The organism is Microcystis sp. M083S1 (genome assembly GCF_020246405.1).
Taxonomy (GTDB): Bacteria; Cyanobacteriota; Cyanobacteriia; order Cyanobacteriales; family Microcystaceae; genus Microcystis; species Microcystis aeruginosa_C.
The window spans coordinates 1-15,313 of sequence record NZ_JADBTB010000041.1; the positions used below are offsets into that span (position 1 = coordinate 1).

Annotated in this window: 14 protein-coding genes and 1 pseudogene; 7 read left to right on the forward strand and 8 right to left on the reverse strand. The window is 42.6% G+C overall.

The window, feature by feature from the left end; all coding sequences use genetic code 11:
- Positions 1-176: 176 nt before the first annotated feature.
- Together IM450_RS03810 and IM450_RS03815 are read right to left on the reverse strand one after the other, a co-directional pair.
- Positions 177-1,169, reverse strand: coding sequence for a pentapeptide repeat-containing protein (locus tag IM450_RS03810; protein ID WP_287670516.1), 993 nt, complete (start codon positions 1,167-1,169; stop codon positions 177-179).
- A 33-nt stretch (positions 1,170-1,202) separates the two neighbouring features.
- Complete coding sequence (locus tag IM450_RS03815; protein ID WP_287670518.1) at positions 1,203-2,417, reverse strand: hypothetical protein; 1,215 nt, start codon at positions 2,415-2,417, stop codon at positions 1,203-1,205.
- Between the two features lie 335 nt (positions 2,418-2,752).
- Between IM450_RS03815 and IM450_RS03820 the strand changes: the two genes are divergently transcribed.
- Positions 2,753-3,550, forward strand: coding sequence for a glutathione S-transferase (locus IM450_RS03820; RefSeq protein ID WP_066029834.1), 798 nt, complete (start codon positions 2,753-2,755; stop codon positions 3,548-3,550).
- Between the two features lie 139 nt (positions 3,551-3,689).
- Here the strand turns inward: IM450_RS03820 and nblR are convergent, their stop codons facing one another.
- Positions 3,690-4,379 carry a response regulator transcription factor NblR gene (nblR, locus tag IM450_RS03825; RefSeq protein ID WP_002803157.1) on the reverse strand — a complete coding sequence of 230 codons (690 nt, stop codon included), beginning with the start codon at positions 4,377-4,379 and terminating at the stop codon, positions 3,690-3,692.
- A 70-nt stretch (positions 4,380-4,449) separates the two neighbouring features.
- Complete coding sequence (locus tag IM450_RS03830; RefSeq protein ID WP_287670520.1) at positions 4,450-4,932, reverse strand: hypothetical protein; 483 nt, start codon at positions 4,930-4,932, stop codon at positions 4,450-4,452.
- A gap of 251 nt (positions 4,933-5,183) precedes the next feature.
- On the opposite strand from IM450_RS03830, the gene IM450_RS03835 reads away from it, so the two are divergent.
- Positions 5,184-6,557, forward strand: a complete 1,374-nt coding sequence (locus tag IM450_RS03835; protein ID WP_287670526.1) for a DICT sensory domain-containing protein — start codon at positions 5,184-5,186, stop codon at positions 6,555-6,557.
- A 215-nt stretch (positions 6,558-6,772) separates the two neighbouring features.
- Here IM450_RS03835 and hpnH read toward each other — a convergent pair whose 3' ends face one another.
- Positions 6,773-7,789: an adenosyl-hopene transferase HpnH gene (hpnH, locus tag IM450_RS03840; protein ID WP_045358387.1), complete on the reverse strand. Its 1,017-nt coding sequence runs from the start codon at positions 7,787-7,789 to the stop codon at positions 6,773-6,775.
- Between the two features lie 118 nt (positions 7,790-7,907).
- On the opposite strand from hpnH, the pseudogene IM450_RS03845 reads away from it, so the two are divergent.
- The 5 genes and pseudogenes from IM450_RS03845 to IM450_RS03865 form a co-directional block, all read left to right on the forward strand.
- Positions 7,908-8,123: pseudogene (locus tag IM450_RS03845) on the forward strand (helix-turn-helix domain-containing protein); the annotation flags it as partial.
- 670 nt (positions 8,124-8,793) lie between these two features.
- On the forward strand, positions 8,794-9,717 hold the full coding sequence (locus IM450_RS03850) for a pyridoxal phosphate-dependent aminotransferase (RefSeq protein ID WP_287670529.1): 924 nt from the start codon (positions 8,794-8,796) through the stop codon (positions 9,715-9,717).
- A 1-nt stretch (position 9,718) separates the two neighbouring features.
- The gene (locus tag IM450_RS03855) at positions 9,719-10,762 is read left to right on the forward strand and encodes a GRAS family protein (RefSeq protein WP_002803152.1); all 1,044 of its coding nucleotides are present in this window, start codon (positions 9,719-9,721) and stop codon (positions 10,760-10,762) included.
- Positions 10,763-10,860: 98 nt separating this feature from the next.
- A complete protein-coding gene (locus IM450_RS03860) occupies positions 10,861-11,460 on the forward strand; it encodes a DUF1517 domain-containing protein (RefSeq protein ID WP_287670539.1) in 600 nt (199 codons plus the stop codon).
- Positions 11,417-12,346 (forward strand): hypothetical protein, encoded by a 930-nt coding sequence (locus IM450_RS03865; protein WP_287670532.1) that lies wholly within the window; start codon positions 11,417-11,419, stop codon positions 12,344-12,346. The genes IM450_RS03860 and IM450_RS03865 overlap by 44 nt, the downstream gene beginning before the upstream one ends.
- Before the next feature lie 282 nt (positions 12,347-12,628).
- Here the strand turns inward: IM450_RS03865 and IM450_RS03870 are convergent, their stop codons facing one another.
- The 3 genes from IM450_RS03870 to IM450_RS03880 all read right to left on the reverse strand — a co-directional run bounded on the left by IM450_RS03870 (position 12,629) and on the right by IM450_RS03880 (position 15,018).
- Entirely contained in the window at positions 12,629-13,141 is a 513-nt protein-coding gene (locus IM450_RS03870; protein ID WP_002803148.1) for a phycobiliprotein lyase, read from the reverse strand.
- Between the two features lie 61 nt (positions 13,142-13,202).
- Positions 13,203-13,871 carry a HEAT repeat domain-containing protein gene (locus IM450_RS03875; RefSeq protein WP_287670535.1) on the reverse strand — a complete coding sequence of 223 codons (669 nt, stop codon included), beginning with the start codon at positions 13,869-13,871 and terminating at the stop codon, positions 13,203-13,205.
- A gap of 343 nt (positions 13,872-14,214) precedes the next feature.
- Positions 14,215-15,018 (reverse strand): creatininase family protein, encoded by an 804-nt coding sequence (locus tag IM450_RS03880; protein WP_287670537.1) that lies wholly within the window; start codon positions 15,016-15,018, stop codon positions 14,215-14,217.
- Between the last annotated feature and the right edge of the window lie 295 nt (positions 15,019-15,313).

The following is a 15,313-nucleotide window of genomic DNA, read 5'->3' on the forward strand; positions in this document are numbered from 1 at the left end:
AGCACTTTTTCTCGGTCAATGATTAGGATAAGTTATAACTTAAAAATTAATCAACAACTAAAGCTTATGCTTGTAGCTAAGTGAAATCATTGATTAAGAGACCTGTACTTTTCAATGACTTTTTCAGCAAACCCTAATTATACCAGAATAATTGCCAACAAAACTGTCTAGTAATTTTAATTATTAATCCGGCCATCGGGCATAATTGCACCGCGGAAGTTAACTCCTATGAGATTAGCACTCATTAACTCAGCACGAGTTAGATTAGCATTACTTAAATCGGCACTGGTGAGATTTGCTCTGGCAAAGAAAGCATCGACTAAATCCGCTTCCCTGAGATTAACTCCTGAAAGATTAGCCCTTCTTAAGTCAGCATGACTCATTGTTGCCGCTTGAAAATTAGCTTGACTAAGATTAGCTCGATCGAGTTTTATTTGAGTCATAATTGTACTATGGAAATTTGCACCCATTGCCTCCGTATCGCTCATTTTTGACCGCACTAAATTGGCTCCCGCTAGATTTGCCCCCACTAAACGCGCCCCGATTAAATTAGCATCAGTGAGTAAAGCACCTTGGAGATTAGCATTAGTTAAATCCGCTTTTCTGAGGTCAACATCACACAAATTAGCCTCCTTGAAATTGGCTCCTACTAGATTAGCTCGCACCAGATTAACCCCTTTCATATTAGCCCCTTGCAGGTCGGCGCGATAGAGATTAGCCGCTTGTAAATTAGTGTTACAATTTTTATTTTGCCGACGCATATTTGTTCCCCGCAAACAAGCACCAGTGAGGTTAGCACTACTTAAATCAGCCCCTCGTAAATCCGCCCCGATCAAGTTAGCATCAAGTAGAATAGCTAGGGTTATATCAGTATCACGAAGATTAGCCCCTTGTAGCATCGCTCCGTGTAAATTGGCACTGCGTAAATCTGCCCCATTTAAGTCAGCTTGGTTGAGACTAGCACCACTTAAATTAGCTGTCACAAGATTAGCTTGAGCGAGATTAGCCCGGTTAAGATAGGTAAAGAGAAGATTGGAGCCGTGTAGATCTGCTTGATTTAAAACAATGCCAATTAAGTCAGCACCAACTAAATTAACTCCGGGTAATTTTAAGCCACTAAATTGAGTTTCTCCCGCGGCATAACGTGCAATTAATTCGTTTGGTTTCATAGGTAGAATATCCAGATAAATTGGGGTAAAAAATTAGAGAATTCTTTGTAAAGCTTGCAACAGAATACCGGCGGTTTGAACGTTAGCATCCCTATCCATTTGGGTGTGAGCAATATTGTATAGTTGAATTTCGATATCCTTGAGAGATTTCCCGCTTTGGATGAGCTGTTGTAGTAAATCTTCTAGGGTATAACTTCGCAGGGTTAACCAATCTTGACTGCTCTGATCCCAAGGATAAAATAGGAGCGAGAAAATCAATATTTTAGCTCGTAAAGGATTAGCATAATGCAAAATTTCTAAACGAATTTCAAAGGGGTCGTAGGCAGGAATTTGTGGGGAATTACTGGGGTTATTGTTTAAGAAAGCTGGCTCGGCAAAGGGTAATTCCATTCTTACTTGCGGTTCACTTATAGCGATGCTCGAAGAGGCAAAATCCACAGGTTTACTTCTAGTTCTAGAGGAGGAGAAAGATGCAGTTTTAGCCGAAGAATCACAATCATCATCTAGATGAACCATTTGATCGTTAAAGATTTCACTTTTTGACTCATTATCCTCTTCTTTGTAATCGTTATTAGTATTGTAGAGAGGCTCTAGCTGGGTAAGAATAATATCGGCTAGGGCTAGGTAGAGAGCTTTTTTATTAATATTTTCGGCAATTTGGTTGAGAGTTTGTCGCAAGCTTAAAAAATCAGGATTGTTTTGCCGAAGTTCTAAAACAATATTTTTTAAGCCATAATTATTAATCACTGATCGATCATTTTCCCAACGATTTTTACAGGCGGCAAACATTAATTTTTGAATTCTCTCCGTCTCTAGATGATTTTCTAGGCTACTAACCACCTGTCTTAAGGAATTATCTTCCTCGTTGTTGACAGCATTAATAACAGCAGTTAACCTAGGGTTAACTGCTGTTATTAATGGTGATAATTGGGTTTCATAGGCGGCAGCAATACCACCATATAATTTACTGATTTGCTTAATAATAACCTTGGCTACGCCCGCATAAACTTCATGATGATTTAGGGTTTTAACTAATTCATAAACAGAAAAAGTTAATTGTTCATTACTGGTTTTGAGTTGCACTAACTCCTTCACCAATTCTTCCATAGCCACACCGTCTAAAATATTAGGATCATTTTCCCAATATTTTTTACAGATACAAAAGATTAATTTTTTGATCCGTAATTTTTCTTCGTGGCTGTCGAGATAGCGAACTACCTCGTTAAAAACGTCGATGGATAATTGCATAGTAACCTCTGATCCGAGAAAGTCGCCCACCCTCGCACACCCCTACTATGAGGTTATGCTATTGATCTCTCGCAAGTTAGCTTGCCGGAATATATAAGTTATTTCGGCTCTTCTGGCGCTCGAGGATATTCTAGCCTAAAAGCGTGCAGCTATTGAGTTCGGTTTGCTACATTTGGTCCCTAAAATTAGCAAAAGATTATTTTTTCGCCTTTCTCGTTTTTAGTACAAATGTTCGAGCAAAATCGGAGTAAAGTCTTTAAGTTTAGACGATCGATGCCCGATAGAGTTAGAGTAATCAGGGAGAAACTGATTTATCGAGAGGTCATATCAATCCCATGCTAGAACTCTACCAATTTGAATTATCTGCCTATTGTGAGAAAGTCCGTCTCATCCTCGATTATAAAGGACTTGCCTATAAAAAAAGGGACGTGGTGCCGGGGGTGGGACAATTGGACTTATTCCGTCTTTCCGGACAGCGACAGGTCCCGGTCCTCAAGGATGGTGATACTTATATCGCTGACTCGACGGAGATTGCTTTTTATCTTGATCGCAAGTATCCTGAAAAACCAATTATACCCACAGATCCCCTCCAACGGGGTCAATGTTTATTAATCGAAGAATGGGCTGATGAATCCCTGGGATTAAAAGGAAGAACCGCTTTTCTCGGCGCTTTTGCCCAAAATCAAAACTTTCGTACCGCTTTTTTACCCCGGGAAACTCCCGATTTTATGCGCTTGTTACTGGGTTCCATGCCGGGGGAATTAATTGATATTTTGGGGGCGGGTGTAGGTCTGGGAAAAGATGCTATCAATACAGCGAAAAAGGGGCTACAACAGGACTTAGAGGCTTTAAACCTCATTTTAGCCAATCGTCCCTATTTAGTCGGGGATCAGCCCACTTTAGCCGATTTAGCCGTGGCGGGATTGAGTGTACTGCTTCAGTTTCCCCAGGGTTCCTATCTCAACTTACCCAGGGAATTGCAAGGCAAGGGGATTCCGGGGTTAGCCGATAATAGCGCCTACGAGGGCTTTTTTGCTTGGCGCGACCGTCTTTATAGTCAATACCGTCAAACTATCACCCCGGGGAGTTCCACCCCTCCTATAGATTCCCCCACCTCCATCCAGATCGAATAGCAGAGCTTGACTAGGCTGGTAGGGTGTGGGTTGTGGGGTGTGGGGTGTAGGGTGTAGGGTGTAGGGTGTAGGGTGTAGGGAGATTAAATAAAAGCAATCTACTGATCACTGATTACTGATCACTGATTACTGATCACTGTTAAGATTCGCGTAAAACGTAGCCGACACCGCGCACGGTATGAATGAGGCGTTTTTGACCACCAGCCTCCATCTTCAGGCGTAAATAGCGAATATATACCTCAATAACGTTTGATTCTCCTCTAAATTCGTCTCCCCAGACATTCTCGAGAATTTGATCCCTTGATAATACTTCTTTCGGGTGAATCATCAGGTAGCGCAGCAGTTCAAATTCCTTCATCGTCAACTCAATATTTTTGTTTTTATAGGAGAGACGACGAGTGACTAAATCTAATACTAAGTCACCGAAGCGCAATTGTTCGGGGATAGTTTCCAGAGGTTGCAGGTAAAAACGGATTAATTTGAGAAAAGATTGCGAATTATAGGGTTTGAGAAAATAATCGTCGGCTCCCGCTTCCAAACAGGCGAGACGTTCTTCTAGGGTTTCTTGAGATACTAACAAAATAATATAAACGCGACTTCCCTGGGAACGTAAACGACGACAAAAAGTCACACCCGCTTCCTCCGCCAGGAAGCGATCGAGTATAATCATCGCTGGCTGCCAACTTTGCACTTCTGGAAAAGCGATATCAATGCTAGGCACAATCAGGGGACGATAACCCGCTTCTTTCAAGTCCGCACTGGCTAGTTTAGCGATATTCTCCTCAATTCCCACCAAGAGAATCGAAGAACTCAGAACTGATGTACTCATGAGTCAGCAGCGGTAAAGAAATAGGAAAGATAGGGAGGCGACTAGCCAATTATACTTAATTGATTCTCGCCTAACCGATTTGAGATAAAAAAGTTAACGCTGTGGTGCGTTGGACAAAATTACCATTGACAGACCAACCAGTTACTCGATCGGGGGACGACCAGAGGCTAAGATGGTCTACAGGGGGATCTGCATAAAAATTTTCTTGACCGCTACCCAATAAACAGGAACTCCAATGGGTAAAATAATCGTGACTAAGGCGATAAATGGGAAAATTACCGATTAATGGCACTCCCCATCCGTCCAGAGCGATTAAAGCTCGAATTTTCGCCCCTTGAGCTTGCCAATAATGAGCTAAAGCGATCGCATTTACCCCCCCCGCACTAAACCCAATTAAGGTTAGGTCTTCTCCCGGTGAAAAAGCTTCATTTAAGCAAGAAAAAGGAGAAATAATAATATAGGGACGTAATTTGACCGATTTGCTCCCCAGATGTCCTAAAAAATCCTCGGTCAATCTAGAATCATGAAAACCCGTACAAATCACTAAGGTCATAAAATTAATTAGGGTTCGCTGAAAAAGTTTGTTGGTGGGGTTAGGAGTCAGGAGTCAGGAGTCAGGAGTCAGGAGATTATTTTATTTATTCTCCCTACACCCTACACCCCACACCCTACACCCCACACCCCACACCCCACACCCCACACCCCACACCCCACACCCCACACCCCACACCCTACACCCCACACCCTACACCCTACACCCCACACCCCACACCCTTCTCCCCATTTCCCCTAATCTTGCCACTTATGACCGTAGAATCCAGTTTACAACAGTTAAAAAGAGCTTCATCGGGACGATTACCCAGCAGTTACGGGGTCTATTTTAAGAATACCCTGGTGGCCCTGTGTCATGCTCTTGAAGATCATATCTTGCAAACTAGCAGCCCTGATAGTACAAATAAACCACTGGTCTTAGTCACCTTTCAACAGGGAAAATGGTATTTACAGGAGGCCGAGCGCTATTTAGATATTGCTCGCTCTTCTCGTCATATTGCGATCGCTGCCGTGGCCGATAGTGGTTTTTCTGAGCATAAAACCGGCAGTTTAGAGAATGTTTCGCTAGTTAACTTAGATAATAGCGATAGTTTGGTTAATGAGTGGAATTTAATCATTCTTTCCCCCGATTACGCCTCCATGGTACTCTGTCATGAGTTATCCCCGGAAGAATACCAGTCCGATAGTCAACCCCAAATAGACACGGAGCGAAAATTCTACGGTTTATGGACATTCGATCGCGATTTAGTCGAAAAAGCCGCTAGGATCTTAATTGAGCGTCTGCATCCTTATAATCCCAGTCTAGCGGCCGATTTAAGCAGACAACAGCAGGAAATTAGTCAAAATATTAATCCCATTCCCACGGATTTAACGGGAGTAGTCTCTCGCATTGTCACCTATCTGCAAACCAGTCAACAGCAGTTAATCACCGTCAGCAGACAAACGCGAGAATTAAGCGACTTAGAAGGACAAGCATCCCGTTTAAATAAAAATTTGGCCGCGAATAAACTGCAAGCTTTTCTCAGAATGGCTCAAAAAGTCGATGAAAGAGATATTGATAATCCCCTCGCTTCCCTACAGGTGGCCGCTTTAGCGGAAATGTTGGGACAATTGCTCGATTTACCCACCCTAAGATTACGACGCTTACGATTAGCCGGTTTATTATACCGCATCGGTCTAGCGGAGGCTCCGATCGAAGTTTTTAGACAGCGTGCCAGTCAGTTAGAGGGAGCAAATGCGTTATTTTGGCGGGATCGATCGGTGTTAGGCGCACAATTACTCGCCACTATGCCCGAATTAGCCCCAATTCAACAGATTATTTACCATGAGTTTGAATACTGGGATGGTAGCGGGGTTCCCAACGGTTTAAAAGGGGAAGAAATCAGCCTAGAGTCGCGAATTTTAGGATTATCAGCCTATTTTCAGGAATTAACTCAACCGCGAGGCGACCGACTAGCTCTAGATTTAGGAGAGGCCCTAGAGCACTGTCAAAATTATAGCGGGATTCGTTTCGATCCCGCTTTGGTAGAAAAATTAAGTTCGGTAATTCGTCTGTGCGAAATGGGGTGGATGCAATTACCCGATCGCCCTAGTCAAGTCCCCGCCGTCTGGTTAGAATCAGTTTAGATTAGGGTCTGCGGCAAAAAGTTTTTCCTGGGGGTAGGGTGTGGGGTGTGGGGTGTGGGGTTTTACCCATTTTCAGGGGGTCAATTACCTAATTTTCAGGGAAAAAGAGCCTAAATTTCCCCCCCGATCCCCCCAAGGTCTGGCACTTTTTGATGGGAAAAAAGTCTAAAATTCTTATCCAACAAGGTTTTTAGATTTATTCAGCAGACCCTAGATTAGACTCCGATTAAACTCTGCATGGCACGTCCCATATTAGCCGGTTTAAAAGCTGCCATGGCCGCGGTCGGTTCATAGCCGCAATGTACCATACAATCGGCACATTGCGGATTGCCACTGGCCCGACCGTAGTTATCCCAATTGGTTTCTTCTAAAAGTTCCCGAAAGCTTTTGTAATGACCTTCGTTGAGCAGATAACAGGGTTTTTGCCATCCTAAAAGACTATAGCTAGGACTACCCCAAGGAGTGCATTCATAGTCCTGTTCACCGATGAGAAAATCGAGAAAGAGAGGATTATGGTTAAAATTCCACTTTTTCTGACCTGATTTCCAGGGTGAGAGAATTTCTCGGAATAAAGCTCTGGTTTGCTCCCGTTTCAAGAAACTATCTTGATCCGGGGCCCACTCATAACTATAACCGGGGGAAATCATCATGCCATCGATACCCAAAGTAGCGAGAAAATCAAAAAATTCCTGCATTTCTCGCGGTTCTGTGCCTTCAAAAACCGTGGTATTAGTAGTAACCCGAAAACCTCTCGCTTTCGCCGCTTTAATCCCTTGTACTGCCTTATCGAATACTCCCTCTCGATCCACACAGCGATCGTGATGTGCTTTGAGACCATCCAGATGGACACTAAAGGTAAGATAGGGTGAAGGAGTAAATTTATCTAGGCTTTTTTCCAATAACAGGGCATTGGTACAGAGATAGACAAATTTTTTTCTGTCCACTAACCCCTTGACAATTTCATCGATTTGTGGATGTAAAAGCGGCTCGCCTCCGGGGATGGAAACCACGGGAACCCCGCATTCTTCCACCGCTGCGAAACATTCTGCTGGGGTAAGATGATTGCGGAGGATTTCCGGGGGATGTTGAATCTTGCCGCAGCCAGTACAGGCTAAATTACAGCGAAATAGGGGTTCTAGCATTAAAACTAAGGGAAAACGCTTTTTTCCTGCTAGACGCTGTTTCAAGATATAGGAAGCAACCACTAAAGCTTGTTGTAGTTGGACAGCCATTTGCTCACACCAATAGGATTTTAAGTCACCGAAAAACTGGGTCTGAAACCCTATCCTTTTAGGACAACTTTAATTTAGATGGTAGCACATTTACACCATATATGCCAGAAAGTGAGGTATGGAAAAAGCCACACCAGAACAAGGGTCGCTATTGCAGCGCACCTTGGGCTGTGTAATATTAGTTGACAATAAAGCTCTCCATGTCAGAACACAAGCATGGTACTAAAGACAGGAAAGAGTAGGCTAGGCTCAAACTCCTTCAATGTTAACCGAGGGGAAAAAACCAGAAGAATTATACTTTTTAAACGAGGTTAGCTGTGTCCCTTTACCGCAACCCGAATTAATACAGCACTTTCCGAGACGGATCATTCCCTGCAATCAACGAAATGCTTACTGCATAAGCACTTCAACCCTAGTAGTTGTACTTGAGCAGTCTGGCAAGTGCTGTAATAGGGTTAGCAAAATAACGATTAAAGAGTTCCTGCGAAGACCTAGTGGGAATATGGGTAGCAGCGCTGTAGTTAAATAAAAACTTCTTAACTTCCTATTAACTTCCTAAACTTAGGTGGTAATTCCCAAATAACTCGCCGATAATTACTGTTATGTTAAAAAACTTCAGCAATCATTTGTCGAGGAGGAATAGGTAATGACAGTCTCATAATTTACAATTGACAATTCAATCTATAGCAGTTATCTTAATGATGAGATGCTAAGTTTTCCTGTGGGGGAGCCGTTCTCCAGCCTTCAATAAATTAAGTTATGCTTCATCTTTATGAGAAAAGCCATAACTTACAATCTATTCAAGCAGTTCTCAATAGATTGCTAATCTTGTTCTTTATGCAGATGCAGCAGCGATCCTGTTTCCTGCTAAACGGGAGCAAAAAATTTTAGGAAATTAGGAAACTCAGGAGTCAAGAATGTTTAATCTAATTTGCAAACCTAGATCTGTAAAGTCTATTGATCTATCTTTGGGAGTACCTCAAAGATTATCCGCTAAACTACCGATGCTCGATCTGCAAATTGGAGATTATGCCAACCCTCGCGGTGCCTCAGAATTAATCGGTGAGATTGCCACAAGACGAGAAGTTTCAGAAAAGCAAATTCTCATCACCAAAGGAGCAATTGGTGCTATTGATCTGATTTTTAGATCATACCTTAAAGCCGGTGATATTATCTTGCTACCTCGCCCGGTTTTTCCCCCATTTACTTATCTTGCTGAGTTCCTTGGTGCGAGGGTTGAATTTTACAATTCTCAAATCGATCTCTCTGAAATTGAAAATAAACTATCCAATCCAAGAACAAAATTAATTCTCCTCAATTTTCCCCATAACCCAACGGGTAGAATTTTAAGCAGGACAAATGCAAAAAACATTGCTAATTTAATAGCCAAAAATAAGCGGGTAAAGTTTATTAGTGACGAAGTTTATTGTGACTTTGATTATACCCAAAAAAATACATCAATAAGAGCATTTTCTGAGGAGGGTTTTGTCGTTAGATCGATGTCTAAATCTTTTCACGCTGCGGGAATTAGAATTGGATATATTGAAGCAAGAGAAGAACTTCTAAAACCAATTGAAACTCTTGCCGAATCTTCTGTTGGAGCAATTAGCTCTGTTGATCAAGCAATTGCAACTCACTTGTTAAAAAACTTTTTATTTTCCCCAGATGAGTACAAAAAAGCTCGCAATCTTGCCTGTGAAATATTAGACAATAACCAGATAGGTTACATATACCCGTATAGTGGTATTTTTGTCTGCATTAAAACGGAATGTTTTCAAAAGGTAGATGAAAGTGGGATCAAAGTAGTAGATGGCAAACGCTTCCACGGCAGTGAGCCTTTTATTCGGGCATCCTTTGCCGTCCCAGATGAAATAATTCGACAAGGTTTTTCAAAGATTTCTCAAATTATTAAAAATGGAGCGCAATAACATGGAAAACGTCAATAGTATTTGGGAACGTGAACTTAAAAGGGTTAAGGGATTTCAACACCCCATATCCCATCACATTCGCGACTATGCTTTAGAGATTGAATCCGGTCGTATTCAGAGTGCCAACAGCTCCCTGCAAAAGATAAAACAACTTCTCAGAAATACGCTTTGTGCAGAAGAAGAAGCATACCTGGCTCATTTTTTTGATATATTCTTAGATGCTATTGATGGCTCAAAAGAAGAGTCGGGAAATCTTTATTCGGAGAATGAGATGCTGGAGGCTTTTGAGCAATTCTGTGAAAAAGTCCCTTTTGTCAACTTTGGCTATAATTTTGTAGCAAAATGTATCAATAATTATCCGAGAAATTACGAAAAGATTAAAATTATTGATCTTGGCATCGGCTCCGGTCGTCAGTGGCAAGCTTTTTTGAAGAATGTTTCGACTCAAATTACTCTGATTGGAGTTGATCTACCAACTTCAAACAACAAAAATACATTTAATAAACTGACAGAAAAATTCAGAGGTACTCATATCAACTTTATTCCCATTCTTGAGGCGATCGAGAATACTGACTTTTCTAAGTTTATTAAGGAAGAATCCGAGTTTCTTGTGGTTAATGCTTCCTTGGCACTTCATCATATTTTGCCCGACATCTTTTCCAACAGTGGACGACAATCTGTAATTGAAAAAATTGCAGATTTGAAACCTGATTTGTTTACCCTTGTTGAACCCGATTCTGATCATAATAATATGTCAGTGCCTTCAACAATTATTGAAGCAATGGCTCACTACATGACAGTATTTAATGCCTTAAGTGAGCATATTAAAGATCAACACATACTTTCTATCATAGAACAGAGTTTTTTTGGTCGAGAAATTAAAAATATACTGGGTCATAGCGACGAGAAAAGGTTTGAGAGACATGAACGTTATCAACAATGGGAACAGAGGTTGTCACGAGCAGGATTTGAACTGCAATGTCTGGAAACATTAGCTTGGAAAGAGAAGCCCTTACTGGTTGCTTCGGCATGGCAATCATTATAGACTGTTGGCAAGGGATCAGGGCATAGGGGCCTAGAAAATGGCAAAATAAATAAAAGCTGAGGGCTTTTTTGGCTGTTTACTTTATCACTGGATACATTATGGGTTCTTTAGGCGATCGCTTCAAGAAATTTGCGGGTAGAACTCGCTATGTGGTCTGTCGCTTATTTTTGCATCTCTACGGCCAAGAAATCGCACCCCTGCTCGGTATTCTTAATCGTGCCGGCCGGGAGGCGATCGATTCCGAAGGCGATTTAGAGGTCATGGGAGAGGGTTTAGTAGAAATTTGTCAAAATCTGCTGCAGATGAACCTCTATTGGTTTTCTGTGGCTAATGAGGGCGATGTTTTTTGGAGTGAGGGGGAAGCGGGAGACTACCTTAACGAACTGTTTACCGATTCTGCGGGGAGATACCTAAGTGAATCGGTGTCTTCACAAGTGGGGGAAAAGGAACCCTTAACTTTACCCGTCACCGATAACTTAGTTGTTATGATCACAATAGCATTCGAGGGTGAGAGTGCTGGTTTAGAAACTAGCCTAGCCGATCGAGAGGCCCTGGAAGATGGTTTAAAATCAATAATTAACCTCCACTACCAAGGTCGGCTGCGTGCGATTCAGGTACATTTTTCTCCTGCTCAATTGGGAGATGAATTGACCAATGAGCAACTATTACTCAATTTCCCCGAATTACTGCCTTTATAGTCTTAATTTTGCCATTATGCTGCGCCAAGTAACGACAATCCTTTTAATTCTTACCCTTTGTTGCACAACGGTGGCCTGTGGTTCGTCGTCAAATCAAACTCAGTCACCGTCAGCTAATAACAGTAGTGTAAGACGAGAATCCAATCAGGTTAGTAGCGGTCGCTACGAGGTGCAACAAGCTACCTACGATGATGGAGATGGCACTTATACCCTAATGCTGTTAAACACCCCTGGGGGGACTTCTCCCCTCTTTCGCACCACTAACCTGCAAATGGCTAGATTAACCGAGGAGGATACCGCTAAAGGGGAAAAAACTGCGGTGGAAATCAACGGCGATCAGGCTACCCTATACATGACCGAAGATTTTAAAATTGAGTATGTCCATAATGTCACGGAAGTGCGGAACAATCCCCAAACCGGACAACAAGAAACCGTGGTGATTCGGCAAGAATCGAGTTTTTGGAGTCCTTTTTTCGGTGCTGTTGCTGGTCAAGCTTTGGGTAGTTTGCTCTTTCGTCCTCAATACTACGTTCCTCCCCTCTATACTCCGGGAGGTGTGATGACCGGTTTTGGTGGTTACGGTTCCACCTATAATCAGGCAGTGGATCAATACCGGACTAAACATAATAGTCCACCTCCGGCGGTCAAAAACCGGCAAACTCTCCGTTCTACCGGCAATTTACGTCGTTATCCTAGCAATACTCCCTCTAGTCCCAATCGCAGCACCACCACCACAAAACCCAGTGGTTCCGGTTATGGTTCCAGTACCCTGAAGAATTCGGGTAAATCTGATAATGTCAAACGTTCTCCTAGTTTCGGTTCCTCTGGTTCCCGTCGTACCCCTAGTCGCAGTGGTTTCGGCAGCAGCAGACGCGGCCGACGTTAGGAGGATTTGACTGGAGTGGTGGAAGATTAACCCTGTCTTCCCCACCTCAGACATTGGGGATGGCAGCTACTTAGGGTTTGCTGAAAAAATCTAAAAACCTTGTTGGATAAGGTTTTTAGACTTTTTGCCCCCCAAAAAGTGCCGACCATTGGAGTGATCGGGGAAAAATTCAGTTACTTTTTCTCTGAAAATTAGGTAATTGACCACCTGAAAATGGGTAAAACCCCACACCCCACACCCCACACCCGACCCCCACGAAAAACTTTTTGCCGCAGACCCTACTTAAGAAGCAACCATTTTGCGAATTTCCGAGTAGAAAACCGTCTGGCGATCGCCATTGGCTGACTGGATAATACTGGTACGCAATCTCAGATTAGGACTAGCAAACCAGATTCTTTCCTCGATACGATGGTGATTGTCCTCGATGGTTAAAGTCAAAGCTTGATCGCTTCTGAGATGATATTCTCCCAGCGCTGCCGATTTACCGTCCGATGTGATTAATTTTCCTTGCCAAGAATTTTCTGAGGGTAGCCAAACTAAATAGCTAGAACCGATTTTTTTCGGTTGTCCATAGTCCACGGAATTATCCCAAGTCGCTTTCCATCCCCCCAGACTGGCCTGGGACTGACAGTTATTTCCTAAACATAGTTGCACCACATCGGCAGCATCGGCAGCCAGCAAATCGATGGTGATTTCTGCTTTATTATTGGCAACTTTTTGGGCAGCTAATTGATAACTGGTACGCTGGGAAAACCATTTCCCCGCACAGAGATTAATAAATTCTTGAATGTCCATGAATGGCTGTAGGCAAAGATCGATCGCTCTGGAAGAATAGATTATTTATTCTATCCTATCCCTAGACGTTGGCCAATTTTTGCAAAGATAAACGGGCTGCTTCGCGCACTTGTGGATGTTCGTCCTTGACCAAAAATTTTAAGGCTGCGATCGTTTTTTCCGCTGGAAGCTGGCCTAAAGCTTCCGCTAATCGCTGCCGGATTAACCAGTCATCGGAGTTAACAAAGGTTAAAAGCTTCTCGACGGTTTCCACTGCTTTGATTTCACCAAGGGCAGCAATAGCGGCCTGTTGAATAACCGCTTCGTTACTATCGAGGGCCGATAATAACACCTGTTTAGCCCGAATATCGCCCAAATTGCCCAAAGCGACGGCGGCACTAAAGCGGACTAACCATTGCGTGTCTTCGTAAAAAGCCCTCTGTAGGGGTTCAAAAGCGCGAATATCTTCTAAATAACCTAAAGCTCCCGCAGCATCGGCGCGAATGCCATAATCGGCATCATTGGCTAACAAATCTACTAGGATAGGAAAGCATTCCTCGGTTTGTTTGACTCCCAAAGCAAAGACAGCCATCGATCGCACCGGCAGCATTTCATCATAAAGGACTTTTTTGATCAAGGGTACAGCCTCCTCCGGGGCGACTTCTCGCAGGGATGCCAAGGCCAGCAGACGATCTTTAGAGTTGCTGCTTTCTAACTGGAGGGCAATGCTTTCTATATCAGGCTTACTCATTTTTGTCAATCACTTGTAATATTTCTTTAATTCTAACGCAATTGTTTCTAAGTCAGTCCCAATGAAAAAATTTTCACCCCCACAGATGAAAGAGGTTTCCTTCCCTACACCCCACACCCCACACCCTACACCCTCTTTCCAGTCAGCAGCCTTAGGGGACTGAAACAGCTAATTTCTGTCTGTTACAGTGTTTCTCATAAAGATGAAGTGTAACCTAATTTGGTATGGAAGACCGACTCCCGAAAACGAAAATTTTGTACCTGCTCATTAAGATAACTGCTATCAACAGGTTCGGGATATTGCTTGAGAAAAATTAATTGTTGGTGTCGGAATGTTCAATTTGCTATAACTTCGGTTGACGGAATTGATAAACATCAATGATCGCCTGTACCCAACCATTAGCAACGGATTCTAATAATCGATCGCCTTTTTCTTTACTTGCATTAGTAGCATCTCCCATCACTCCACTTTTAGTTAATTCCTTAGTTAACCAAGCAAAGGGTAATTTTCCTTCCATAGTTAATAAACTATTTTCTGGCAAACCTTGGGGATATTCTCGGACGGCCTGCTCAATTTTTACCTGTTCTGGCAGTAATGATAACATCATGCTAGTTTCCACATCTCCTGCATGAATACCGTATTCTAATTCATATTCCGAGAATAATTGAGCTGCATTGTGGGGAACTCGCCAAGTGAAAAAAGGAAATACTAAAAAATCGGGATATTGTTGATGAATATCTCTAGCGGCAATTTCCATAACTTGCGGTTGTCCGCCGTGGGAGTTCATTAATACTAACTTGCGAAAACCCGAACGATAGAGACTTTCAGCTATTTCTTGAATGAGGGTTAATAAGGTTGTTGCCGAGAGGGTAATCGTGCCGGGGAAAGACCAATGTTCGTTAGATTTTCCGTAGTAGAGACAGGGTAAAGCAAAGGCGGGAACATTTGTATTTAATTTCTCGAAAGCTTTGCCTAAAACCCCTAAACTAATGGCAGCATCGACGGCAATAGGGAGATGGGGTCCGTGTTGTTCGATCGCACCGATGGGTTGAATAATTACCACATTTTCCTTATCTGGCATTGAATCTATATCGGTCCAAGTAAGATAGGGAAAATAACGATGAGGGGGAATAAAACCGTGCATCATAATTTTATTGGGGGTGAGGGATTAGGGTTAGGGGAAAAATAACGGTTTATTTGCTAATTTTACCACTAATTCTTGGCAAGGTTGCCAATCATCTTTATAGGTCATGGCTTGCCAAACCGAATCCATCTAGCAACAAAACCTGTTTCATTAATTATGGTTTGCTGAATAAATCTAAAAACCTTGTTGGATAAGGCTTTTAGACTTTTTTTCCCTGAAAAAGTGCCTACCATTGGAGTGATTGGGGGGAAAATTTAGGGATTTTTTCCCTGAAAATTAGGTAATTGACCACCTGAAA

Excerpts from the sequence above, each read along its gene's own strand:
- IM450_RS03810 (WP_287670516.1), bottom strand. The coding sequence starts at position 1,169 with ATGAAACCAAACGAATTAATTGCACGTTATGCCGCGGGAGAAACTCAA.
- IM450_RS03815 (WP_287670518.1), bottom strand. The coding sequence starts at position 2,417 with ATGCAATTATCCATCGACGTTTTTAACGAGGTAGTTCGCTATCTCGAC.
- IM450_RS03820 (WP_066029834.1), top strand. The coding sequence starts at position 2,753 with ATGCTAGAACTCTACCAATTTGAATTATCTGCCTATTGTGAGAAAGTC.
- nblR (WP_002803157.1), bottom strand. The coding sequence starts at position 4,379 with ATGAGTACATCAGTTCTGAGTTCTTCGATTCTCTTGGTGGGAATTGAG.
- IM450_RS03830 (WP_287670520.1), bottom strand. The coding sequence starts at position 4,932 with ATGACCTTAGTGATTTGTACGGGTTTTCATGATTCTAGATTGACCGAG.
- IM450_RS03835 (WP_287670526.1), top strand. The coding sequence starts at position 5,184 with ATGACCGTAGAATCCAGTTTACAACAGTTAAAAAGAGCTTCATCGGGA.
- hpnH (WP_045358387.1), bottom strand. The coding sequence starts at position 7,789 with ATGGCTGTCCAACTACAACAAGCTTTAGTGGTTGCTTCCTATATCTTG.
- IM450_RS03850 (WP_287670529.1), top strand. The coding sequence starts at position 8,794 with ATGCTCGATCTGCAAATTGGAGATTATGCCAACCCTCGCGGTGCCTCA.
- IM450_RS03855 (WP_002803152.1), top strand. The coding sequence starts at position 9,719 with ATGGAAAACGTCAATAGTATTTGGGAACGTGAACTTAAAAGGGTTAAG.
- IM450_RS03860 (WP_287670539.1), top strand. The coding sequence starts at position 10,861 with ATGGGTTCTTTAGGCGATCGCTTCAAGAAATTTGCGGGTAGAACTCGC.
- IM450_RS03865 (WP_287670532.1), top strand. The coding sequence starts at position 11,417 with ATGAGCAACTATTACTCAATTTCCCCGAATTACTGCCTTTATAGTCTT.
- IM450_RS03870 (WP_002803148.1), bottom strand. The coding sequence starts at position 13,141 with ATGGACATTCAAGAATTTATTAATCTCTGTGCGGGGAAATGGTTTTCC.
- IM450_RS03875 (WP_287670535.1), bottom strand. The coding sequence starts at position 13,871 with ATGAGTAAGCCTGATATAGAAAGCATTGCCCTCCAGTTAGAAAGCAGC.
- IM450_RS03880 (WP_287670537.1), bottom strand. The coding sequence starts at position 15,018 with ATGATGCACGGTTTTATTCCCCCTCATCGTTATTTTCCCTATCTTACT.